This window comes from Paenibacillus polysaccharolyticus, from assembly GCF_900102085.1.
Taxonomy (GTDB): Bacteria; Bacillota; Bacilli; order Paenibacillales; family Paenibacillaceae; genus Paenibacillus; species Paenibacillus polysaccharolyticus.
Genome location: NZ_FMVM01000015.1, coordinates 48,145 through 69,686, shown reverse-complemented (window position 1 = coordinate 69,686; position 21,542 = coordinate 48,145). Strand labels below are relative to the sequence as shown.

The window sequence follows — 21,542 nt, the reverse complement described above, 5'->3', positions numbered from 1 at the left end:
CGGAGGAGACTGGCCGAGCTATGCCGGCTCCTTCATTAGAAGGTAAGTTGTCTACCTCCGTTATTGCCATCAGGCTTGATCCAAAGAAGATCTCTTTATGCCCATCTCACCAATTGGTCTATAGGGCTTCTTGTTTTTTCCCGTTTAGGTTCTTCATTTCGATATCCAAAAGCAACCATAACGGATGTTTTAAAGTTTCCTTCTTCTAACAAACCTTCTTCATTTAAAATTTGGTCTACTGCTGCATAGTCGAATCCTTCAATCGGGCAAGAATCAATTTCGGCTAATGCAGCGGCAGTCATCATGTTGCCCATAGCGATATACGTCTGTTTGGCAGACCATTCGTACATTAAACGCTCATCTTTCAGCATTCCACTTACTTCCTGAAACTCTTTTAACGCGCCGGAGACCAACGTAACGACCTCTTCAGGCCTGTTTTGCACATTCCTCATCTGTTCGGTGACGTATTTGGAATCATATTTTACGTTTGTGCGAGCAAGGATGACCACGAAATGACTCGCCGTGTCGAGTTGACCTCGGGCTCCGGGTGAGACAGCTTTCAGTTTGTCTCTTAAAGCTGGATTTTGCACAACAACAAATCTCCACGGCTCTAATCCGATTGAACTAGGTGATAATCTTCCCGTCTCCAGAATATAGTTGAAATCCTCTTCGGATATGTTCTTGGTGGAATCAAACCTCTTGGTCGCGTGTCTATAATGAAAAGCGGATAGCACATGTTCTTTGCAATTTGGTAAAAGTGTACTCATTTTATTGTCCTCCTCTGAGTATTATTTTAATGTTCCAAAAGGGTACTTATGATACGATTGTATCGTGCAATTCATATCATAGAACAGGTTCAGGTGGGTTTCTACGCTCTTGTTGTAGCGTTAGTATGCGAATAGATACTGGAGGAAATCAGGATGAACTATACCAATGAGATGTTGGAAGAATGCGGAATTACAAGTGCTCAAAGGGTATTGTCGGGCAAGTGGTCGATGCTGATTATTTTGTTTTTGAGTGAGAAAACAATGCGATTTAATGAAATTCAGCGGTTGTTTCCAGACATAACACATGCGACTCTAACCAAGCAACTCCGCGCTCTGGAGAAACACGGAATTGTTGTTCGTCACGTGTATTCTCAAATCCCCCCTAAAGTTGAATATTCATTAAGCGATATCGGACATAAACTAAAGCCTGTTCTCGATTCCATTATGGTCTGGAGTGAGGAATACAAGGAAGTTAACTTAACCGAATAGATTACGTATCCCGCTACCGGCTGGAAGACGCTCAGTTGAAAGCTGGGCGTTTTTTGCTTACAACCTTCATAAACGTTCACAAAAGTGCAAAAAATGAATGCGATTTCAATCAGAGGTTGGGCTGACTTCCAGTGAATGGGCTACTCAGCGTATCAGGGGTGTGGTACGATATGGGTAATTTAACCAGCGCGAAATAGGAGTTTTGAAGAAGTGCAAAATCTGAAGCACACATCCCATATAAGTGCTTTTAGAAATATCATAAACAACAAAATTACAGAAGTAGAGTAGTACTAAAATTCAAAAGTATATCAACTTATCAGAGTTTCCCTGATAACTATGGAACAGTGTCACTTCCAAGAAGGAGAAGATTTGTGAACCCATTAGTGTGGTATGATCTTTCGTTATTTGTGCTATTGTTTGGTGTGGGCGTGTATGTGTTTGCTACCGTTAGAATTACCAATTTACATAAGGTGTATTTTTTGTTTCACGGTTTGATGATGATGTGGCCTTTCTGTCAATTTGCGAGTACGCTCACCGATGATCCGGGCCTGCAATTATTCTATGTTTTGTTGTCCTTTGTAGCGGTGTCGCTGCTAGGGAGCGGGTGGCTGCTGCTGACGTTATTTATTACCGGTTATGCGGAACGATTAAGCCAAAGACGGCTGGTGATGTTGTTTGTACCTGCTGTGATCGGAGCGATTGGGGTCGTTGCGAACCCGTGGCATGATTTTGTCATGCCTCTTGAGGGCGGTTATATCGAGCGTGCCTATGGCCCGTGGTTCTGGGTGGTCATGTTCATTTTGGTGAGCTATTTCGTGACTTCTCTCGTCATTATGTTTCGTGCGGTATTTTCCTCCAAGACACCGGCCATGATTAAAAAGCAGGTCAAAATCACCCTTTGGGGTATTTTCGTATTAGCCATGTTTGCAACGCTGGATGCGGTCCTCAATGTGTTACTGAGCCGTTGGTTGCCGATTATTCCGGGCCTGACCTCGCTGGGTATCTTCTTATCCGACCTATTCTTCGTCTATGTAATCAAAAGGTACAACGTGTTCAATCTGGTCTCCATCGCCCATGAGGACGTCATTAATACGATTCCGTATGGCATAATGGTGCTGGATGAGAATGAAGTCATCGTGGAGGCCAATAAAGCCTCTCGTGCTTTTGTAGAACACCATGTGGGGGATACCTGGGACATGGGAGTATTCCTCGCCGGGGTATCTGTGGAAGGAAATGCCCGGAAGTTTCTGAACAAGTACCGTTTGAAAAAAATGGAGCTTTGCCAGATCGAAGTGATCGTGGAGAAAGACGGCCAGCTCTGCCACTATATTCTGCAATCTTCTCCGATTGTGGACTCGGCGCTTGCACCGCTAGGGCACCTGCTGACGTTCCAGGATGTCTCGCAGGAGCGCTTCTATGCTAAAACGATGAACCAGCAGTACAAGACGCTACAAGAGCGCAATGAGGCACTGGATCTGATTGGTCAGGAGTTATCCGATGCCAACCGCAAGCTGGAAGAGCTGGTGCTGACGGACAGTCTGACGCAGTGTTTTAACCGCCGTTACCTGACGCAACATCTGAATCATGAAGTACTCACGAACCTTCAATATAAAATGCCGTTTTCCCTCATGCTGCTCGATATCGACCACTTCAAAGCCATTAATGACCACTATGGTCATGTGGTTGGAGATGAAGTACTGGTGCGCACGGCAGAGGCGCTTCGGCAATCTGTGCGCAGTACCGATATTCTGACTCGCTATGGCGGAGAGGAATTCATGATCTACCTGCCGCATACCGAGCATGATCTAGCGATTGATATTGCAGAGCGTGTAAGACAGGCCGTGGAATCCAATCGTATTTCATTGAATTACGGGATGGGGGAAATAGCAATTACCATTAGCGTGGGTATTCTATCGATTGATGATTTTGCATATGAGGACGAGGACGTGCCGGAAGATGGCGAACGCTATTTAATTCAGCTATTTGATGCAGTGGACAAGGCGCTGTATCAGGCGAAGCAAAAGGGCCGGAACCGGGTGGAGTATGGGGTGTTGGCGCGGGGTGTGGTGTGAAAGCGAAGGAGCCTTGTAGTTATGACGAAAGTGTTCATTCCTTATAGATACAGTAGGAGATTATAGTATTTATAAGATTACTTTATCTAATTTGTGTGGTTTTAGATATTGTTATATGATAAATGCATATTACTAAAGATGAGGTGAAAATAATGCCACTCCCTTATTTAGAAGAAGTTTTCAAAGACTCTGGAGTCCCAACATTCACCTTTGTTAAACCAATTGAGTTCCCTAAGTTAGTGGTTTCCCTACGTACTAAAGGTAAAGGTTTAGTGGTTGAGGGTCCCTCTGGAATAGGGAAAACGTCGAGTATAACCAAAGGGCTTGAAGAAATTGGAAACAATGCTTTGGTTACGAAGTTAACAGCTAGAAAAGCTAAAGATATTATGACAATAAAAAAAATTCCTATGGTCGAGCCAGAAGGGATAATAATTATTGATGATTTTCATCGGCTCGGATCAGAGATAAAAAGAATTATTGCAGATTATATGAAAACTCTAGCGGATGAGGAGTCTTTGAGAACCAAGATAGTAATAGTAGGTATCAATAAAGCTGGGGATTCATTGATTAAATTTGCTAAAGATTTAAACAATAGGATTGATACAATAAGATTCGAATCGAACCCAGAAGAAAAAGTTCTAGAGCTCATAGAAAAAGGTGAAAAGGCTCTAAACATTCATATTAATACTAAAAATGACATAGCTAGAGAAGCTCAAGGAAGCTTCCATATAGCCCAAATGTTATGTAAGGAATTATGTATGCATGGAGATATTCTTGAAGCAAAAGAAAACGAAACGGCAATGACCACAAGTCTCGAAGTTATAAAACAAAAAGTTTTTGATGAGTTAGGTAGAGCGTTTTATGAAACAGCTCGTAATTTTGCGACAGGACCAAAACTTAGAAAAGATGGACGTGCACCTTACCTTCATATACTCTATTGGCTTGCTATAAGTAATGAATGGGCACTAGATTTAAATCAAGCTGTAAGAGATTTTCCCCAGCATAGAAGTAGTGTGAATACTGTCATGGAGAAAGGTTACTTACAAAGCTTTCTTAATGGAGATAATGCAGAGATATTTTCGGAATGTCTTCATTATGATTCTAATACTAGTGTTGTGAGTGTTGAGGATCCTAAGTTTGTTTATTATATAAGGAATATTCAATGGAAAAAGTTTGTGATGCAAGTAGGCTATAAGACTATTAACTTTAAATCGACTTATGATTTTGCTCTATCATTTGCAGGAAGTGACCGAGATGTTGCTGAAGCTGTATTTAGGAAATTATCAGAAGAGGAAGTATCAGTATTTTACGATAAAAATGAACAACATAGGATACTGGCTGAAAACGTTGAAGATTATCTAGGGCCAATTTATAGAAGCGAGGCACAGTTTGTTATCGTACTACTTAGCCTTGAATATCCAAAACGAATATGGACTAAATTTGAATCTCAACAATTTAAAGAGCGTTTTGGTGAAGGTAGTGTCATACCTATTTGGTTCGATAATGCTCCTAATGAATTGTTTGATATTTCAACTGAAGTTGGTGGCATTGAATTTAAAAGAGCTGACGAGTTTGATTCACAAATATCATATATTACTGATACACTTTTGAAAAAGTTGTCTGATTTCAGAAATTCTAGCAATATAGAAAAAAAATTGAGACAAAAGAGTCAATTTAAGAAAGATGATGGAATGGAATGCGAACAATTATTTCTTTTTTGATAATTATGAGAAAAACAATATTGTAAATACAATCAAGGGTGTGAATACTTTGAAAAACAACAACGTGTTTGTTATTCATGGAAGGAATGAGATGATTCGTAAAGAGTTGTTTTCCTTTTTAAGATCGATTGGTTTAAAACCTATCGAATGGACAAAAGCAATAGAATGGACTGGGAAAGGCTCTCCGCATGTGGGAGAAATATTGCAAGCTGCATTTAACAATGTACAGTCAGTAGTCGCTTTACATACGCCTGATGATGAAGGAAGATTAAAAGAGGAATTTCATCAAGATGGTGACGCTATAAACGAAACAGTAATTACACCCCAAGCAAGGCAGAACGTAATTCTTGAGACTGGTATTGCTCTTGGTCTTCATCCTGATAGGACTATTATTGTAGAGATTGGTAAGCTTAGACCTGTTAGTGATCTAGCAGGTGTTAGTGTGATTAAGTTAAATAACGGTATAGAAAAGCGACAAGCATTAGCAAATAGATTAAAAACATCAGGGTGTGAGATTGATATTGACGGGACAGACTGGCATTCGTCTGGAAACTTTGATTTAGAAGGTAAGGGAACTGAACCTAGTGATAGTATGAAAATTAAAAATAAAGGGTTTAGTACAAAAAGATTTGGAAGGTGCTTGAGAGTCAATACAAATTTAAACAATTGGGTAGAAAATGTAAAGGAACAAGTAACTGAGAAAATTATTTATGAACACATTGTATCTAAACCTAGCAAAGATCCTAAAGTTGGGGAAGTTGCTTTTGTTTTAGATGAAAATAATGAGGTACATCTTTATGGCTTAGTACAAAACTTTCGATTAAAGAAAGTAGACGAAATATTGCAAGATCACGAGGCAGGTACAGTTTGTGGATTATCTAAGGAAGAACTTGTAGATGCGGTTAAGAATAAGAGTTATGAAGGGGACATGATTTTCTGTACTACTATAAAAGTCAAAGAGTATTTCAAAACAGCATTATACTTGGATGATTTTTGTCAGAAATATGGTATTAAAAAGCCTGCATACTTAGACAAAGGTATAAGGTAGAACTCTACCTTATACCTTAGAAAAACGGGTGATGTTTTCAGTTGAGTATAGACTTACATATAAATGGCTTAAAACTACACAAAGGAGCCCTTGTGAAAGGCTCTTCTGTATAACTATAAATATAACTAGTCCTTTTTATAATAGAGATTTCAAGTATTTATAGAACTCGCTAGAGTATGACTCATTAACGGTACTAAATGATTTTTCTAACTCTTGTTTAGGCTTTTGAAGGGCAAGTATGTATTTATCTAGATCAGAAAGTCGTTTTAAACGAGGCCAGTAGTCGAGATATTCTGGCAGTTGAATTCCTTCTAATAGAAAATTTACAATTGGAAGATCTCTTTGTGAGGCCATGCCGATTTCGAATGGAACCCACCAAGACTTTTTTGTGTTCTCAGATAAGATTGTAAGTAAATGAGAACATTTATTTAATTCGTGTTTAAGATGATTTGTAAGTGTTTCAGTACCCTTTTCTAAGTTATTATCCAGTACATCTAAATAGCATGGAATGCTTCTAATTCTGAGATAATCACTTATTTGTAAAGCTGTTTTTGTGTCTGCATCTTTATGTGATATAAATATTCTCATTTTCTGCCCCTCTAACAGTTTTATATCTTACCATCGACTGAAAGCTTTCGGTAGAATTGTCCTAAAGGAGTAAGTTTACATGATTTAGAGTTTATTGCTGCAAAGTACATGTGTTCTTCTCCTATAGGTGTAACCAATCTTGCTGCTCTGAATTTTTGTAGGTGTGAAAGAATTTCTTCATTTTCCTCATTTTTTGGTTCCTCAGTTGGTTCAAAGGATGGATCTAATTGAAATTCAAACTCAGGAAATGGAAAATAATTAGGCAACAGTCTTAAGATTGATAATGGAATGACAGGGTTACACTTTCTCAGAGGATATAGTCTAGAAACATGTGACTTTATCAAAGGGCGTTGATCCCAGGCTCCTAAAGCTTGATCGACATAAGCGTATATGGAAGGAATTGTAACATTCCCTATTACATCTGCTGCTCCACCTTCAAGAGCATCACATATTAATGAAGTGAAAACACCAGTCCCGTTAATCTCCATAGAGACCTGAGCTGCTCTACTAGCAGTTAAAACCGTAACCCCTTCTCTTAGAACGGCATGGTCCGTTTTAATCATCCCTACTTCCCCTAAAGCACCACTATGGCAACAGTCTAAGATAATAATAACTTCTCTTACTTTAGATTCGTTGGCAAGAGAGAGGATATTCTCCATTTGGACCCCTTCATCGTATTTATCATGATCTTGTGTTACCAAAAATCCTCCTAAATTGTTTAGAAAGCCATGACCAGAGAAATAAAATAGTGCAGTGTCTGCTTCACTGGAGAACAATTCAGTTACATGCTGCTTCAGAACTGATCTAGTAATATTATGAGGTTGAGCGATTAGTTTTTTACATTCAAAGTTAGGGGAACCATCTTGATTTCTAGCAAGTACCTTTTCAATTTTGTTTGCATCATTGACACATCCATATAATGGTGAGTTGGAATAATCATTTATTCCAACTATGAGAGCTCTTTTCATTTTACACACAACTTTCTTATTTGATATTCTTTCCTTCATTCATTACTTGGATAATTGCAGAAGTGATTTTTACCCAATCCCAGTCGATTGTACGATTTCTTTGAAGACCATTAGGTAAAATATTTTGCAAGTTCGCCCCTCCTACATATACGCCGAAGATGGGAACGTTCTGTTCTTTTGCCATTAGAATTTCTTTTTTAACCCCAATAGCACTGGACATATTTTTGCCTACAAGCACAATAAGAATATTACACTTATTAATTTTTTCTCGAACTATTCTCTCCCACTGTGACTGAGGCATTGATGATTTTGCTGACCAATCTTGAATATTAAATGGTGTTTTAGAATTTTTGCTTTGTCCTACAAAAAGCCTTTTTTCAATCTCGTTATTATCGAAATCAAAGCTAATAAATGCTCGAGGATCTGTCATGTTTACCTCCATTATAATTTAGATATTTATCAGTGAGTTACTAAAATCCTATTATTTGTATTCCCAAAAAACTATGTAGACACTATAGTTCACTCTGCATCTGGGATATAAAAGATTTATCTTTAAAGCAACAACAACTAAATAGTTAAGTTAGAGAACCTGGAGCAATTTATTACTTATAATTTAGAAGACCTAAATAATAAGCCATGATATAAACAAGAGTTAATTGGGATAAAAGATATATTAATACTAACATCTTATGGTAAAGATCTTTATTTTCCATCTATAGCAGAATAAATATGTATAACAATTATCTAATGGACCCTAATGGGGTCCATTTGAAATAAAAAGTAGTAAATACAAAAACTAAAGGGAGTTTACCCTTTTAATTAAAGGCTTCCTTTAAATCATTTATGATTTTTTTTAGAGTGTCTACTTGCTTAAGGTCGAGATCACTAATTATGGTAGCAAACTCATCAATTGCTTCAATTCTGGCTATCTCCTTCTGACTTTCAAAATTATAGACACGGAACAAATCTGAAATGGGCACATGCAATCCATTAACAATTTTTTCTAATGTGTCAATTGAAAAGTTTCTCTCCCCACGTTCAACTGATCCAATGTATGCATCATCGAGCCCCGAAAGTTCTGCAAGTTGCTGTTGTGTCAAACCCTTCGCTTTCCGTATTGCTCTTATCCGTTCTCCAACCGAATTGCGTAATTTTGTCATAATAACCACCTCTCCTAAAGGTTAGGAGAGTATCGATGTATTTAGCAGAGACTTAAAGGCGGTAAAATCTATTGAAAAAACTGCGATTAAGTACTATATTTAATTTATTGTACTACTTCTTTGGAGTTTCTGAAAGTGAATAAATTAAAGATTACACCTTAAAGCATAAATAGCTTTGTTTCATTATCTCTACTATTCATATTATAAGGAGGCTTCCTTTTGCGATCATCGATCCTGAAATCACTCAAACCGGACATTATTGTTGATATGCTGGATATGGCTGTGGCTTTTGAAAATTGGAGCAAGGTGTTGCTAAACTTCATATTTGTACGGAACGTCCATTGGTTTATTACATGGGATGGAGTCATATGATGCGAGGGATGGCTTATCAGAAGCTGGGTCAGATCGATCAGGCGCGAGCATGTATCCGGCAGTATGCAACATTGGGGTGCATGGAAGGACTGGATGAGGCAGAGCTACAAGTTGTGCAGGAGTTCAAACGTAAAGCCGAAATCCATCGGTATGCACTTGAGATTGAAGCCGGGCAGGTTGAACTGCTGGAGGGCTATGTGAACCTGTTGCTGGAGTATCCAGAGGAACGTTTGTCAGGGGTGAAGGTGATCACAGAGGCCGCGGTGCGGCATGGGTGGCGGATTGATTTTATCATACAGATACTTGAGGAGAAGGTTGATGGGTCGGGAGTGGGGATAGATTCGTTAAACAACGATGATATGTACCACTATTGTTACCAAAAGGCTTTATATGAACAGTGGATGGGAAGGCCGCAGGAGGCGGTGGAATTTATTTTGAAGGCGATGTGTATAGCGGACAGGCTGGGGATGGAGAGGCATATTATCAAGTGTACAGCGGTATTGGAGTCGTTGCGAGAAATGGCGACGGAGGAGCAGATTGAGCAGTATCGGGTGTTTTTGGAGGGGATAAAGTAGGGGGCGTTATTGGGTTTACTGAAAATGGTAGGATGTGCTTGGATGTGGGTATATGCATATAGGACTATAGCACCGATGAGTGGTGTGTCAGATATCGGGTTATAGGTAAATTCAGGATGTTAGCCGGATAGTTTTACATATTATACTTCTGCTAACATAGGATAATCCTATTTCAAATGAGCGGAGAAAGCGTATGAGTACAATCAAAGTGACCCCTGAACAATTACATCACGTATCGAATCAGGTGGATCAGGCGAGACAACAGTTGGAGCATATCCAGGATAACCTCTCACGGCAGATCATGTTTCTTCAGGCTGTATGGCTGGGTGTGACGCAGGAGCGTTTTTATGGTGATTTTGCAAGGTCACGTACCGTGTTACAGAAAGCACTGGAGAGCATGTTGTATACTTCGAAAGAGTTAACGGATATTGCTACGCGGTTTGAGCAGGCAGATGCCGAGAAGGGCAGTCTGGGTGGTGTTATTGGTGCTGTGGGTGCGGCAACTATGATAAAGAGCTCGGGGAGTGATCCGGGTTCGGAGGATAAAGGCTACCGGATGGCGCAAGTCAACGTGTTTGGTAAAATGGTGCAGATGCCTGTGAATGAGGATGGTGTTACTGATCAGGCGGCCTTGCAGGCGTATCAAAAGGATCAGGGACATTTGGATTTTAATCGGATGCAAGCCATAGGGACTGAGGAGCCTGGGGAAGATATTTTTGCATTGCAGATTGAAGCCTTTGAAAATCGAATTCACCCCTTCACAGGCGAACCAGTGAACGATCGATATGCACAGATGATGGTGACTTCTCTGAAGTTCAGTCAGGTTTTAATGGCTTTTCAGATGGTTCGCGGAAGTATGCCTGGGCGCAAAGGCCCGTTTCGCTTGCCTGTCTCTAATCCGGCGGTAGTGAAGATGAAGAAGAATATTGCGGAGGTTAATTCAAAATCGGAAAAAACTAAATTGAATGCAGGTGGAGGAGAAGCTAAACCCAAGCCTAAAACTGAAATTATTAATACTGGACAATACTCTGGAGGATTAGTTAAAGTTCCAAAAGGTGATGCAGCGGCTGATAAACTAGCTGATAAGCTGGCTGGTGAGTCGAGAGTTAAGTTTAAAAATGATCCTAAAGGTAGGGAATTTGATACAGTTAGTGATGAGTATATAGCTCAAACTAAACCTCCATTAAATAGCCTAGATAAACAGTTTAGAAAACAGGCAAAAGCAACGATAGAGGCAGCTATTGAAACAGGGAAAAAAGCTTATTTTCATTTTGAGGGTAAACCTGATGATAGGGTATTACGACAGTTAAATGAATATGCCGAAAGATACAAAGTGGATATTGTTATTGATACAAGACCTTTATAACTAGGGAGGATGAATGATATGTTCGAATACCATGGATGGGCAACGATAAGAGAAAGCGCGTCGTTTGAAGAAGATGAGGATCAATATGATGAAGCTATTCAGAAGTTACAGAAGTACATTGAGAAGTTGAATTGGACTTCAGGTGTACTAGATCTGAGGGCTGTTAATGGTGACTATCAGCTTTGGATTGCTGGCCTTGATAACCACAAACCTAAAACCAAATACAATCCGATTGAAGTGTTCAGAAAAGCAGGTGAAATAGCTCCGGGTTCCTACGGCATTCTTTACGTAAGAGATAGTGATGATGCGGCATCATCTAATCAGTTCAAGGTGTATACGTTAATACGAGGTGAGATTGCAGAGCAAGAAGATCCATTTCTTTCACCTTTTGTGTCGAAATTAGAGGATGAATGTTGAGTATTTGCTCCTAAGAAAGGAAATGAACAAGAGGTGGTTGGAGTGAATCTACAAGCGGCAATAACAAGGATTAATGCGATCCATTGGGAAAGCGTAGGAACGAGCTCTTCCGAAATAGAAGCCGATTTAGCGCGCGAGTATCTAAGAAGATTAGCACTCTTCTTTAGAGATACGTCTACTAGACCTCTGCCTCCTTTCATTGCTAATGTTGCCAATATACTTGGTGATGAACAAGAGATTGAAATTTCAAAATATTGCAACGTGGAAGCCATGGGAACACACGGTAGTAACGTTTATGTGTATAAAGTTTTTGAATACTACTTGCAGTTAGCGAAGTTGGCTGATCTGGATCATGGTTATGTTGATTACATACTTATATATGAACCATTGATCAAAATTTTTGAAAGAGAAGGATTGGTTGTACTCAAGCCAAGAGAATTAAACGTGGTAGGGTGTGCGCATATTCCATTAAATCATTGGTACGATAAGTTTATAGATATGGAACCGCTCGACTTAAACAACTTAGAAGAATAATGATCGGGATGGGTCTTCTTATGGAACTAGCATTGTATGTTTTCAATAAACAAGATACGAAACACCTAGCGACATTATTAATGAGTGCTATACATTCATTTTCGCCAGAGACTCGCATGAAATGCAAAGATGATTACTACACTTTAATGAATGCTACCTTTTCTTGTATTGTACAGGATGATGATTCAGTGAGTTTTACAAGGGAAGAGTTGAGTCTGGATATTAACTATTGTATCTCTATCACGATTTTCTCACATTCGCCAGAAGAAGCACTGCGGGTTATCTTTCAAGCGGTGAATAAACTAACTGCACATCTGGATAAGGATGTAGCACTGACAGACAGTGCATCTGGAGTGATTTTTTTGAGGTCTAACGGTCAGCTTATCATAAACTCACATTGCCGAGAGAACCCGGACATCTATGACTGGCCTTTTGATGCACTGGAAGGCGATTTTATTGAAAAGGACATGGCGGGATTACTCTGAAAGGATCACGAGGAGAGGGGTAACAATATGGGGGCTACATTAGCTAAAGGGATCGAGCGTTTGTCGGCGATATCATTTCAAATGAATAACTCCTCTCCCCAAAACTCACATCACATATTAATCAGTGAGTATCTAAGACGTGTGAATGTATTCCTAGACAAGCTGAGCCTATTCCCAGATGGTTATCCCCTATTTAGCTTTGCCAAGATGATTGGAAGAGAGATAGATGCTGATGTGTACCGTGCTTGTCCCCAGTTGGATACACTTCATAATGTCTATATGAAGGCCATTTGTTATAGCTATCTGGAAGTGGGCGAGTTAATCGATCAAGGAGTAGATGATGCGATTCAAAATGCTGATCTGCACGAGCCAATGTTGAAATTCTTCGAACGAGGTGGGACGTTTACTATACGAAAGGGTGAACTGGAAGTAGGTGATGCAGCATATCCACTAATGTATTGGAGAACTCTGGTGATCCCCGTTCAAGATATTAGCGATAATTCCTTGGATCTTATAGATTGTAATGGGCTGGAGGGATAATGATGTCGGTGGGGCTGTATAGATACAGCGGAGAACTAGATGACCGGGAATCGGAACTAACGCTTAGTGAGAATATCTCCACTCAGGACTTTTATGATGAGCACTGGGAGAGAGCTATTCATGAACTGGGCATCTTGATTATACAGGACGGCTCCGAGATTGCCTTTCATCAGCTTGGGGATGCACTGGATGAATTGGAACGTTTGAGAGAATGGGCTATCCAGCGGTTGGAGGGAGCCGATCTGGAGTATATGAAAGGTAGAGTAGAGCATTTACAGCGGATTTTACCTAATGCTTTTGACAGTGAGGAAGTTATTTTGTACATATTCTAAGAGCCTAGAGATTTGGTGGGACATTAACAGGGAGCGGATAGTCAGATAAGGAATAAGAGATGGAGGTATTCATGAATTTGCTCGTGACAGGGATAGAGAGAATAGGCCGTATAGACTGGAGTGTTTCTACACAAGTAGACGATCCCTCAAATATGGCATTGGTGCAGGAATATATCCGCAGAGTAGCATTACTAATTACTACATATCATTTAGAAACATCCTACCCATTCTTCAATGCTGCTCGCGCACTTGGACATCATTCCACTTTAGATGTAATGGATCAATGTCCTTGGTTAGGCGAGTTAACGAACAGTTTTACGAAAGGAACTTGTGTAGCGTATCTAGAATGGCTGAGCTTAGTCGAGTCCGGTAATGAAGAGGCTATAAAGTTTCGTGATCTGTATGAACCTCTCATACTTCTGATTGAACGAGGCGGAAGGGTTAGCATGCGGCATGGTGAGATTAGAACAGGTAGATATGTCTTCCCTTTGGCAAATGCCGAATATATGTCTAAGCAGGCTCCGATAGATTTAAGTGACGCGGGACTGAGAGCATGGTCACAACAATAAACGTCAATATGATATGTTCTGAAGTCTGTTGAATGGAAATCGAATGTAGCCTCTGCCTGTGCAAGGGCTATTCTTTTTATTGGAGATTAATAAACTATTGTACGGTGTTAGTTGATTAATTAGACAGTAAATGAGGAAGTATTGTTTGAGGTTTACTGAAAATGGTAGGATGTGCTTGGAAATATGGGTATATGAATTTAGGACTATAGCACCGATGAGTGGTATGTAGGATGTTGGGTTATAGGTAAATTCAGGATGTTAGCTGGATGGTTTTGTATCTCATACTTCTGCTAACATAGGATAATCCTATTTCGAATGAGCGGAGAAAGCGTATGAGTATAATCAAAGTGACCCCTGAGCAATTACATCACGTATCGAATCAAGTGGATCAGGCGAGACAACAGTTGGAGCATATCCAGAATAACCTCTCAAGGCAAATTATGTTTCTTCCAGGAGAAAAATAAACAATGAAGTATATGATTGCCTGTCAAAACTGTATGTTTTTCTAGGTGTTTCAAAGACTTAAGTCGATCTTGAGAATTACCAGTGCCGTTTGACGAAGAAGCATTTCATAGTCCAGAGGAAAGTGTAAATCTTAAAGCGCAGGAAGAACCGTAAAACAATGAAGAACGTTTCTCAAAAAAACGGCGGCCTTCTCCGATTGAGTTCCGGGAGAAAGTCGCCGTGTAATTAAAATCCCTCTTTTTTATTGTCTACTTGATAGAGCTATTACTCTATTAGGGCAGGAAAGTTAACCTGTTATTATGATTAGTAGTTTCTATTTCCAAGTTATATCTTGATTTGCTGTGTTTACACTACCACTTGTAGGTGTGTAGGTAACCTCAAGAGCTTTCCATGCTAGAGACACACCAAATTGACCAAGAGGATTAGACTTTGCTTCCATATATGAGACAATTGCTCTGTTCACGGCCGAGGAGTTGACTTTTCTCATAGTAAACCAAGTGGTCCCTTTATACCTGTAATTGATATTGGCAGGAGTCAATTCCCAAGATGCACCATATAGGCTATACCCATCTGAGGCTGGTTTTCCACCATTAGCAAAACCGTTTGTACCATCGTTCACCCATCCCAACCAAGTGGCATTACTAATATTGAAAAAGCTTTTGTACATATCGGCACCATAGCTCCCAGACTGAATTTCCCATCCAGCAGGAATTGCAATTGAAAATCGATCATCTTTTATACCTGATGGACCCTGAGATGGTCCTTTACCAGTAGTTAACCATTCGAAGTTCCCATATATCTGCTTCTGTGAAGATGTAGCACCGTTAAAAACGGTAATTCTAAAAATAAGATCACTTCTCGGAATCGCAGCTAGTGGAGTTATTATATTTGAGGTGTTTATTAGTTCCCCGGTCTCTTCATTACGGATGAATGATTGAGTTGAAGAGGTGACATACTCTAAATTCTCACCAGAATTTTTAACAATAGTCTCCTTTAAATCGAAATCATAAGCATTGACCTCGTATTCTGGCATACCTGAATCGATAAGGATTTCATTAAGTTCTTGTTCTGAATATTTTACATCTGAGGCGTATACATCAATTGATAATATGGAAAAAGTTAATAGTAAAGTTAGAAAAGAAAAAGCTAGCTTTCTCATAGTGAAGGTACCTCCTAAAATAGTATTTTTTATAAACGATTTAAATCCCTTTTCTTCACCTCCTCTAAGTAGTAAGATATTATTTAAGGAGGGATATAAATGTATAAAAAGTTAAATTTAATTATTTTTATAATTTTAATTGTAATATTAAGTTCATGTAGTGTTTCAAAAACAACAACTGATGCTTTGGTTTCTGTCATTTCTAAGTCTTCTTCTAATTCAACTTACTGGATTGAAGTTAAAAATATCGAGAGTGAAGACTCTGAGAATTTCAAGTTATATTTAGATGATGAAAATCTGTGGAATGTCATAGAAGAAGGTAAAAATTATGTTGTTACTTATACTCATAAATCAGATAAAAATGAAGGTGATATATCTGTAATAAGAAATCCGAAATAGTAACTATATGTTATTAAATACTTTAAAAAGGAACAAGACCCAAAAGAATCAATTTATTACAAGAGAATTTGTATAAAATTGTCGAAAATTAGCTAAATTTAAGAGGGGAAATAAAAAAAATGGCTTTAAGCAATAGGAAAGTCATTAAGGAAAGCCAATACGCATCTCAGTTACAAAAAACATACCCAATCCGCTCTCGTTTGAGAGTCGGATTTTTTTGCGTCCAATCAACCAAAAATATCTTGTCAAAACGTAATCATTACGATAAGATAATACTCATTGTTTAGATGATAATGATTACGATTAAAAAACATATGAAACAGAATGAGAGAGGGGCATGACCTTGTTTACGAAAAAGAAGCCTTTGCTGGCGCTAATCTCCTTGGTCCTGAGTGCGGCAGTCTTACTTACCGCTTGCGGAGCATCAACATCTAGCCCGGCGGCGCAAGGCGATACCAATACCCAAGGGAATAAGAACGTTCACTTCCTATATAACTTCTCCACCAGTTCACTTGATCCGCATGTGGATTCCAGTTATGTGCCGCTACGTGCGGGCATTACGGAAACGCTCTTGCGTCTGGATGAGGACAATCTGACCGTTGCGCCGTGGCTTGCCGAGAGCTGGGAGAGTAAAGACGGTCAGCACTGGACGATTAACTTGCGCGAGAATGTGACGTTCCAGAACGGCAAACCAATGACAGGCGAAGCGGTTAAAGCATCTCTGGAGCGGGCGTTGAAGGAGAACGTAGCCATCCAAAATACATTGAAGGTGGATACGATCACAGCCGAGGGGAACAAACTGGAGATCACAACGACCCAGCCGTTCCCGGAATTTGCATCCGAGCTGGTAAATCCGAACACGGCGATTATTGACGTTAGTGAGCCGGATATTGTGAACAAGCCTGTCGGTACAGGCCCGTTCAAGCTGACTTCTTTCACGGCAGGCAGCAAGCTGGAGCTGAGCAGATATGACGGATATTGGAACGGGGCTTCGCCGCTGGATTCCGTAACATTTTCGTTTAATGAAGATGCTAACGCCCGTTCACTTGCACTGAAGTCCGGTCAAGTAGACGTCGTTTACCGCCCGGAAGTGGAAAGTCTGGAATCTCTCAAAGCCATCGACGGGTTGAAAGTTGAATCCACATCCACGTTCCGTGTGCACCAGTTGACGATGAATATGCAGCGGGAGAGCATCAAGGATGTGAATGTCCGCCGAGCACTGGATGCGTTGATTGACCGTAAAGGCATTGTTGATACGATCCTGCTTGGCTACGGCGAACCTGCCATTGGCCCGTTCCTGCCATCACTGCCATTTGCACCTAAATATACACATGCAACAACCGAGACCGGCCCGGATGTGGCCGTAAAATATCTTGGCGAAGCTGGCTACACCCAGCAAAACGGCGTAATGACCAAAGACGGCAAACCATTGAAGCTGACATTACTCACCTATTCGTCACGCGCTGATCTGCCGCTCATTGCACAAGTGTTCCAGTCGGATGCGAAAAAGATCGGAATCGATGTACAGATTCGTCAGATTGATGCACCGGAAGAATACATGGCTTCCAACCGGGACTGGGACATCGCTACATACAGTAATCTGACCGCTCCACGCGGGGATGCGGGTTATTATCTGAATGCGACATACCATCCGAAGGGTGCACTGAACTTCAGCGGATCGGAAGATCCTGCATTGACCAAGATCATTGACGAACTGAATCTTACCGTTGAACCGAAGAAACGCGCGGAGCTGGCAGAGAAAGCAGCGAATTACGTACATGATAACGTGCTGAACTCCTTTGTACTGCATCCTGCAACGATTGTGGCCTACAACGGCAAAAAGGTGAAAAACTGGGTCACCACACGCAGTGAATATTACATGATCACAAACAAGCTGGATGTGATGTAATGTTTCGAATTTTACTTCGCAAGTTTCTGGAGGTATTTGTATTTCTACTCTTCATTATGTTCGTGAGTTTCCTGTTCATTCGACTTGCTCCCGGCGATCCGGTGCTGACTATCCTGAATGTTGAGGAATTATCGGTGAGCAAGGAGCAAGTTGAAGCACTGCGCGAGGAAATGGGCTTCAATGACTCGCTTCCCGTGCAGTTTGGCCGATGGCTACTGGATTTTGTACGGATGGACTTTGGTGTGTCCTATTCAACAGGCCAGCCGGTGATGCAGACACTGATGCGCGCACTTCCGGCCACAGCCGAGCTGACAATCGGCTCACTGCTGGTCATGCTAATCGTGGCCATCCCGCTGGGCTCCCTGTCGGCACTCTATCGGGGTAGCTGGATTGACCAGGGTAGCCGCATTCTGTCGATTCTGGGCGCAGCGGTTCCGAGTTTCTGGCTGGGACTCATCCTGATTGACCTGTTCGGCGTGCAATTCGGCAGTTTGCCGACGATGGGACGGGACGGATTTACTTCACTTATTCTGCCATCACTGACGCTGGGACTTGCTATCTCCAGCGTTTATGTACGTCTTTTACGTTCTAGCCTACTGGACTCTTTGAGCCAGGAATTTGTGCGATCTGCCCGGGCCAGAGGGCTTTCGGAGGGGCGTATCTTCTTCCTGCATGCGTTCAGACACAGTCTGCCCCCGGTGATCACCGTATTTGGCGTTAGTCTGGGCAGTCTGATTGGCGGCGTTGTGGTGATTGAAGTGCTGTTTGCTTATCCGGGCATCGGCAAGCTGGTGGTTGATGCCATTCGCCAGCGCGATTATCCATTGATTCAGGGATACATCCTGATTATGGCGGTTGTCGTGTTCCTGGTGAATACGGCGGTAGATCTGTCTTACCGTTATTTAAATCCAGAGATGAAATTGAAGGAAAGGGAGGCCCACCGATGAAAACGATGCCCCTGTGCATGCAGTCAACCAAAACAAAAAAGCACAGCTGGCAGGCCATCATCGGCATGCTGTTTGCATTGCTGGTTATCGTGGCCTCCCTGTATGCCTTTCTATATCTGAAACATGATCATACCCTCACCGACCTGCGCAGCAGGTTGCAAGGAATGAGTGCACTTCATCCGCTTGGTACCGACCACTTAGGCCGTGATGTACTGACACGTCTGCTTCTCGGCGGCGGTCAGACGCTGGGTTACAGCCTGCTTGCACTCGGTGCGGCACTGCTTATCGGCATTCCTTTTGGTCTAATCGCAGGGTACAAACGCGGCTGGATCGACAAGCTGTTCATGCGTATTGCAGATGCTTTTCTGGCTTTTCCGGACACCATCGTGGCGATTGTACTGAGCGGTCTGCTTGGTGCAGGCATCGGCAATCTGGTGCTGGCGATTGTTATCGTGAAATGGGTGAGTTACGCACGTCTGGTTCGAAGCACTGTCCTATCCGAGTCGCAAAAGGATTACATCCGTGTAGCCCGAACGAACGGTCTGTCCGATGCACGAATCATGACCAAACATCTGCTACCGCATATTGCAGGTCATGTGCTGGTACTGGCGAGTCTGGATCTCGGCAAAATCATCCTGCTGATCTCATCCTTATCTTACATCGGACTCGGCGCACAGCCGCCGACACCTGAATGGGGAGCGATGCTGAATGACTCGCGTCCTTATTTCCAGTCCAGACCTGAACTAATGGTCTTTCCGGGACTCGCGATTGTCTCCGTTGTGCTACTGGCGAATATGCTGGGAGACTACTTGCGAGATCGGTTTGATGTGAAAAAGGAGGTGCAGTCATGATCCTCTCTATCGAGGAACTGAGCATCTTCAGCCAAGAGCGGACGATTGTGGACCAGGTGTCCCTTGCCGTCCGCAAAGGGGAATTCATGGCGCTCGTGGGACAGAGCGGCAGTGGCAAAAGCCTGCTCTCGCAGGCGATCGGACAGCTGCTGCCGACCAACCTGCGCGCATCTGGACGTGTCCTGTTCGAAGGCAATAACCTTCTCGAACGGAAACCGAAGGAGATACGCGCATTGCGCGGACGCGATATCTCGTATATTTTTCAAGACTATCAGGGAGCATTCACACCTTTTCGCAGCATTGGCGGACACTTTGATGAATATCAGAAGGTACACGGAGAGAAGTCTGCTACGATCCGTAAAAAGCGTGCCGCAGAAGCGCTTGAGTCTGTCGGACTCAGCCCCGAGCTGCTTCGCCGCTATCCGTTTCAGCTCAGCGGGGGTCAGTTGCAGCGCGCATCCATCGCTACATCGCTGATGCTCTCCCCACGTCTGCTTATTGCCGATGAAGCAACGACCGCGCTGGATAGCATGTCCGCGCATCGCGTAATGGAACTACTCGCACGCAAGCAGGCCGAGACGGGCTGTGCGATCCTGTTCATTACGCATGATTGGCGGCATGTGCGCCGATATGCGAACCGCTTGTCTGTCATGAAAGAAGGGCAGATCGTGGAATCAGGCGGCAAACACCGGATTCTGGATCATCCCCAGCATGAATATACACGCCAATTAATTGAAGCAGCTCCTGTATTGAGTCATGAATTGAAGTCTGGTTTGAAGGAGGTGGGTGCGGAGTGAGAAGCCAAGCCAGCCAAGTCGTGTTACACGTGGAACAGCTCACCCGCACCTATGCTGGTGCGGAACACCCTGCCATCAACGCTATATCGTTCACCCTGAATCGCGGCGAATGCCTGGGTCTTGTCGGAGAGAGCGGCTGTGGCAAAAGCACACTAGCCCGTTGTCTGCTACGCATTGAGGATGCAGATTATGGCTCGATCCAGCTTGGCGGGCAGGATATTGCCCGGCTGAATGGACGCCGTTTGCGTCCGCACCGTCGCAAGATTCAGATTGTTTTCCAGAATCCTTCGGCTGCACTAAATCCGAAACTTACCATTGGAGCATCCTTGATCGATCCCTATGAGCAACTAGGTCGGGATGCGAAGCTCACACACTTCACTTATACATCGAAAGAAGCTTACATCCGTCAGCTACTGGAGGCCGTAGAACTGCCGAGTGAACTGGCGAACCGCTACCCGCACGAGCTGAGTGGTGGTCAGCGGCAACGTGTTACGATTGCGCGAGCCATCGGCATTGAGCCGGATGTGGTTGTGCTGGATGAACCGACGGCCAGTCTGGATGTTATTTCGCAGGGAGCGATTCTGCAGCTACTCACCGACCTTCGTATATCTCTCGGCCTGTCCTATGTGTTCATCTCACATGATCTGGCGGCGGTGCACCGAATGAGCCAGCGAATTATCGTGATGCAATCCGGACAGATCGTAGACCAATTTGGCGCGGATGCGTTGTTCGCCGAGGAACGCCACCCGTATACGAAGGAACTGATTTCGATATTCTGAAGACATAGCGCGTATGAGCGTGTGGACTGACTTCTTACTATAATAAGAGCCGTTATGCGAAGGTTATGATGCATGCGGCTCTTTGTGCACTCTTTTTCACAGCGAATCATAGGTTTTAAAAACAGGCCGTTTGCCTAGCGAATGCAAAGTTCCTTCTTTGCTTTGAACAAATAAATCTTTCAGGCCTATAACCGGGCTAACGAACCGCGGCAAACTAGCGTATACTGAGGGAA

Annotated in this window: 26 protein-coding genes; 20 read left to right on the top strand and 6 right to left on the bottom strand. The window is 42.3% G+C overall.

What is annotated here, in order from left to right:
• Positions 1–95: 95 nt before the first annotated feature.
• Positions 96–767, bottom strand: coding sequence for an NAD(P)H-dependent oxidoreductase (locus BLQ13_RS20345; protein ID WP_090923500.1), 672 nt, complete (start codon positions 765–767; stop codon positions 96–98).
• 153 nt (positions 768–920) lie between these two features.
• Between BLQ13_RS20345 and BLQ13_RS20340 the strand changes: the two genes are divergently transcribed.
• The 4 genes from BLQ13_RS20340 (at position 921) to BLQ13_RS20325 (ending at position 6,097) form a co-directional block, all read left to right on the top strand.
• Positions 921–1,256 (top strand): winged helix-turn-helix transcriptional regulator, encoded by a 336-nt coding sequence (locus tag BLQ13_RS20340; protein ID WP_090923499.1) that lies wholly within the window; start codon positions 921–923, stop codon positions 1,254–1,256.
• Between the two features lie 371 nt (positions 1,257–1,627).
• Positions 1,628–3,328: a histidine kinase N-terminal 7TM domain-containing diguanylate cyclase gene (locus BLQ13_RS20335; protein ID WP_090923498.1), complete on the top strand. Its 1,701-nt coding sequence runs from the start codon at positions 1,628–1,630 to the stop codon at positions 3,326–3,328.
• Between the two features lie 152 nt (positions 3,329–3,480).
• Positions 3,481–5,049 carry a TIR domain-containing protein gene (locus BLQ13_RS20330; RefSeq protein ID WP_090923496.1) on the top strand — a complete coding sequence of 523 codons (1,569 nt, stop codon included), beginning with the start codon at positions 3,481–3,483 and terminating at the stop codon, positions 5,047–5,049.
• Entirely contained in the window at positions 5,012–6,097 is a 1,086-nt protein-coding gene (locus BLQ13_RS20325; protein ID WP_090923494.1) for a TIR domain-containing protein, read from the top strand. Before BLQ13_RS20330 ends, BLQ13_RS20325 begins: the two co-directional genes overlap by 38 nt.
• A 135-nt stretch (positions 6,098–6,232) precedes the next feature.
• On the opposite strand, the gene BLQ13_RS20320 is transcribed toward BLQ13_RS20325, so the two are convergent.
• From BLQ13_RS20320 to BLQ13_RS20305, 4 genes are all read right to left on the bottom strand, one after another.
• A complete protein-coding gene (locus BLQ13_RS20320; RefSeq protein WP_090923492.1) occupies positions 6,233–6,685 on the bottom strand; it encodes a toll/interleukin-1 receptor domain-containing protein in 453 nt (150 codons plus the stop codon).
• A 20-nt stretch (positions 6,686–6,705) separates the two neighbouring features.
• The gene (locus BLQ13_RS20315; RefSeq protein WP_090923490.1) at positions 6,706–7,653 is read right to left on the bottom strand and encodes a caspase family protein; all 948 of its coding nucleotides are present in this window, start codon (positions 7,651–7,653) and stop codon (positions 6,706–6,708) included.
• Between the two features lie 16 nt (positions 7,654–7,669).
• Complete coding sequence (locus BLQ13_RS20310) at positions 7,670–8,083, bottom strand: TIR domain-containing protein (RefSeq protein ID WP_090923488.1); 414 nt, start codon at positions 8,081–8,083, stop codon at positions 7,670–7,672.
• 385 nt (positions 8,084–8,468) lie between these two features.
• Entirely contained in the window at positions 8,469–8,813 is a 345-nt protein-coding gene (locus BLQ13_RS20305; RefSeq protein ID WP_090923487.1) for a helix-turn-helix domain-containing protein, read from the bottom strand.
• A 219-nt stretch (positions 8,814–9,032) separates the two neighbouring features.
• Here BLQ13_RS20305 and BLQ13_RS28930 point away from each other — a divergent pair, with 219 nt between their 5' ends.
• From BLQ13_RS28930 to BLQ13_RS29050, 10 genes are all read left to right on the top strand, one after another.
• Positions 9,033–9,185, top strand: a complete 153-nt coding sequence (locus BLQ13_RS28930; protein WP_244159399.1) for a hypothetical protein — start codon at positions 9,033–9,035, stop codon at positions 9,183–9,185.
• On the top strand, positions 9,182–9,760 hold the full coding sequence (locus BLQ13_RS20300; protein ID WP_244159398.1) for a DNA-binding protein: 579 nt from the start codon (positions 9,182–9,184) through the stop codon (positions 9,758–9,760). The genes BLQ13_RS28930 and BLQ13_RS20300 overlap by 4 nt, the downstream gene beginning before the upstream one ends.
• 193 nt (positions 9,761–9,953) lie before the next feature.
• Positions 9,954–11,126: a WXG100 family type VII secretion target gene (locus BLQ13_RS20295; protein WP_090923486.1), complete on the top strand. Its 1,173-nt coding sequence runs from the start codon at positions 9,954–9,956 to the stop codon at positions 11,124–11,126.
• Positions 11,127–11,144: 18 nt separating this feature from the next.
• Positions 11,145–11,543, top strand: coding sequence for an Imm7 family immunity protein (locus tag BLQ13_RS20290; RefSeq protein ID WP_090923484.1), 399 nt, complete (start codon positions 11,145–11,147; stop codon positions 11,541–11,543).
• Positions 11,544–11,585: 42 nt separating this feature from the next.
• The gene (locus tag BLQ13_RS20285; RefSeq protein WP_090923482.1) at positions 11,586–12,077 is read left to right on the top strand and encodes a hypothetical protein; all 492 of its coding nucleotides are present in this window, start codon (positions 11,586–11,588) and stop codon (positions 12,075–12,077) included.
• A 188-nt stretch (positions 12,078–12,265) separates the two neighbouring features.
• Complete coding sequence (locus BLQ13_RS28340; protein ID WP_139168925.1) at positions 12,266–12,562, top strand: hypothetical protein; 297 nt, start codon at positions 12,266–12,268, stop codon at positions 12,560–12,562.
• A gap of 27 nt (positions 12,563–12,589) precedes the next feature.
• Entirely contained in the window at positions 12,590–13,102 is a 513-nt protein-coding gene (locus tag BLQ13_RS20275; protein WP_090923478.1) for a hypothetical protein, read from the top strand.
• Complete coding sequence (locus BLQ13_RS20270) at positions 13,102–13,434, top strand: hypothetical protein (RefSeq protein WP_139168924.1); 333 nt, start codon at positions 13,102–13,104, stop codon at positions 13,432–13,434. The genes BLQ13_RS20275 and BLQ13_RS20270 overlap by 1 nt, the downstream gene beginning before the upstream one ends.
• Before the next feature lie 71 nt (positions 13,435–13,505).
• On the top strand, positions 13,506–14,003 hold the full coding sequence (locus BLQ13_RS20265; protein ID WP_090923475.1) for a hypothetical protein: 498 nt from the start codon (positions 13,506–13,508) through the stop codon (positions 14,001–14,003).
• Between the two features lie 332 nt (positions 14,004–14,335).
• Positions 14,336–14,467, top strand: coding sequence for a hypothetical protein (locus BLQ13_RS29050; protein WP_276326754.1), 132 nt, complete (start codon positions 14,336–14,338; stop codon positions 14,465–14,467).
• Positions 14,468–14,781: 314 nt separating this feature from the next.
• Here the strand turns inward: BLQ13_RS29050 and BLQ13_RS20260 are convergent, their stop codons facing one another.
• The gene (locus BLQ13_RS20260) at positions 14,782–15,627 is read right to left on the bottom strand and encodes a hypothetical protein (protein ID WP_090923473.1); all 846 of its coding nucleotides are present in this window, start codon (positions 15,625–15,627) and stop codon (positions 14,782–14,784) included.
• Between the two features lie 99 nt (positions 15,628–15,726).
• Between BLQ13_RS20260 and BLQ13_RS20255 the strand changes: the two genes are divergently transcribed.
• The 6 genes from BLQ13_RS20255 (at position 15,727) to BLQ13_RS20230 (ending at position 21,309) form a co-directional block, all read left to right on the top strand.
• Positions 15,727–16,026, top strand: coding sequence for a hypothetical protein (locus BLQ13_RS20255; RefSeq protein ID WP_090923471.1), 300 nt, complete (start codon positions 15,727–15,729; stop codon positions 16,024–16,026).
• Positions 16,027–16,363: 337 nt separating this feature from the next.
• Positions 16,364–17,935 (top strand): nickel ABC transporter substrate-binding protein, encoded by a 1,572-nt coding sequence (nikA, locus tag BLQ13_RS20250; RefSeq protein ID WP_090923469.1) that lies wholly within the window; start codon positions 16,364–16,366, stop codon positions 17,933–17,935.
• On the top strand, positions 17,935–18,882 hold the full coding sequence (gene nikB, locus BLQ13_RS20245) for a nickel ABC transporter permease (RefSeq protein ID WP_090923467.1): 948 nt from the start codon (positions 17,935–17,937) through the stop codon (positions 18,880–18,882). The genes nikA and nikB overlap by 1 nt, the downstream gene beginning before the upstream one ends.
• Positions 18,879–19,733 (top strand): nickel transporter permease, encoded by an 855-nt coding sequence (nikC, locus tag BLQ13_RS20240; protein ID WP_090923465.1) that lies wholly within the window; start codon positions 18,879–18,881, stop codon positions 19,731–19,733. Before nikB ends, nikC begins: the two co-directional genes overlap by 4 nt.
• Positions 19,730–20,530, top strand: a complete 801-nt coding sequence (locus tag BLQ13_RS20235; protein WP_090923464.1) for an ABC transporter ATP-binding protein — start codon at positions 19,730–19,732, stop codon at positions 20,528–20,530. Before nikC ends, BLQ13_RS20235 begins: the two co-directional genes overlap by 4 nt.
• Positions 20,527–21,309 carry an ABC transporter ATP-binding protein gene (locus BLQ13_RS20230; RefSeq protein WP_090923463.1) on the top strand — a complete coding sequence of 261 codons (783 nt, stop codon included), beginning with the start codon at positions 20,527–20,529 and terminating at the stop codon, positions 21,307–21,309. The genes BLQ13_RS20235 and BLQ13_RS20230 overlap by 4 nt, the downstream gene beginning before the upstream one ends.
• Positions 21,310–21,542 lie beyond the last annotated feature (233 nt).

Bases quoted from the DNA above. Each gene is read 5' to 3' on its own strand.
- BLQ13_RS20315 (WP_090923490.1), bottom strand. From the start codon at position 7,653: ATGAAAAGAGCTCTCATAGTTGGAATAAATGATTATTCCAACTCACCA.
- BLQ13_RS20260 (WP_090923473.1), bottom strand. From the start codon at position 15,627: ATGAGAAAGCTAGCTTTTTCTTTTCTAACTTTACTATTAACTTTTTCC.
- nikB (WP_090923467.1), top strand. From the start codon at position 17,935: ATGTTTCGAATTTTACTTCGCAAGTTTCTGGAGGTATTTGTATTTCTA.
- BLQ13_RS20255 (WP_090923471.1), top strand. From the start codon at position 15,727: ATGTATAAAAAGTTAAATTTAATTATTTTTATAATTTTAATTGTAATA.
- BLQ13_RS20275 (WP_090923478.1), top strand. From the start codon at position 12,590: ATGGGGGCTACATTAGCTAAAGGGATCGAGCGTTTGTCGGCGATATCA.
- nikA (WP_090923469.1), top strand. From the start codon at position 16,364: ATGACCTTGTTTACGAAAAAGAAGCCTTTGCTGGCGCTAATCTCCTTG.
- BLQ13_RS20325 (WP_090923494.1), top strand. From the start codon at position 5,012: ATGATGGAATGGAATGCGAACAATTATTTCTTTTTTGATAATTATGAG.
- BLQ13_RS20295 (WP_090923486.1), top strand. From the start codon at position 9,954: ATGAGTACAATCAAAGTGACCCCTGAACAATTACATCACGTATCGAAT.
- BLQ13_RS20340 (WP_090923499.1), top strand. From the start codon at position 921: ATGAACTATACCAATGAGATGTTGGAAGAATGCGGAATTACAAGTGCT.
- BLQ13_RS20265 (WP_090923475.1), top strand. From the start codon at position 13,506: ATGAATTTGCTCGTGACAGGGATAGAGAGAATAGGCCGTATAGACTGG.
- BLQ13_RS29050 (WP_276326754.1), top strand. From the start codon at position 14,336: ATGAGTATAATCAAAGTGACCCCTGAGCAATTACATCACGTATCGAAT.
- BLQ13_RS20320 (WP_090923492.1), bottom strand. From the start codon at position 6,685: ATGAGAATATTTATATCACATAAAGATGCAGACACAAAAACAGCTTTA.
- BLQ13_RS20270 (WP_139168924.1), top strand. From the start codon at position 13,102: ATGATGTCGGTGGGGCTGTATAGATACAGCGGAGAACTAGATGACCGG.
- BLQ13_RS20290 (WP_090923484.1), top strand. From the start codon at position 11,145: ATGTTCGAATACCATGGATGGGCAACGATAAGAGAAAGCGCGTCGTTT.
- BLQ13_RS20310 (WP_090923488.1), bottom strand. From the start codon at position 8,083: ATGACAGATCCTCGAGCATTTATTAGCTTTGATTTCGATAATAACGAG.
- BLQ13_RS20345 (WP_090923500.1), bottom strand. From the start codon at position 767: ATGAGTACACTTTTACCAAATTGCAAAGAACATGTGCTATCCGCTTTT.
- nikC (WP_090923465.1), top strand. From the start codon at position 18,879: ATGAAAACGATGCCCCTGTGCATGCAGTCAACCAAAACAAAAAAGCAC.
- BLQ13_RS20235 (WP_090923464.1), top strand. From the start codon at position 19,730: ATGATCCTCTCTATCGAGGAACTGAGCATCTTCAGCCAAGAGCGGACG.
- BLQ13_RS20300 (WP_244159398.1), top strand. From the start codon at position 9,182: ATGATGCGAGGGATGGCTTATCAGAAGCTGGGTCAGATCGATCAGGCG.
- BLQ13_RS20330 (WP_090923496.1), top strand. From the start codon at position 3,481: ATGCCACTCCCTTATTTAGAAGAAGTTTTCAAAGACTCTGGAGTCCCA.
- BLQ13_RS20305 (WP_090923487.1), bottom strand. From the start codon at position 8,813: ATGACAAAATTACGCAATTCGGTTGGAGAACGGATAAGAGCAATACGG.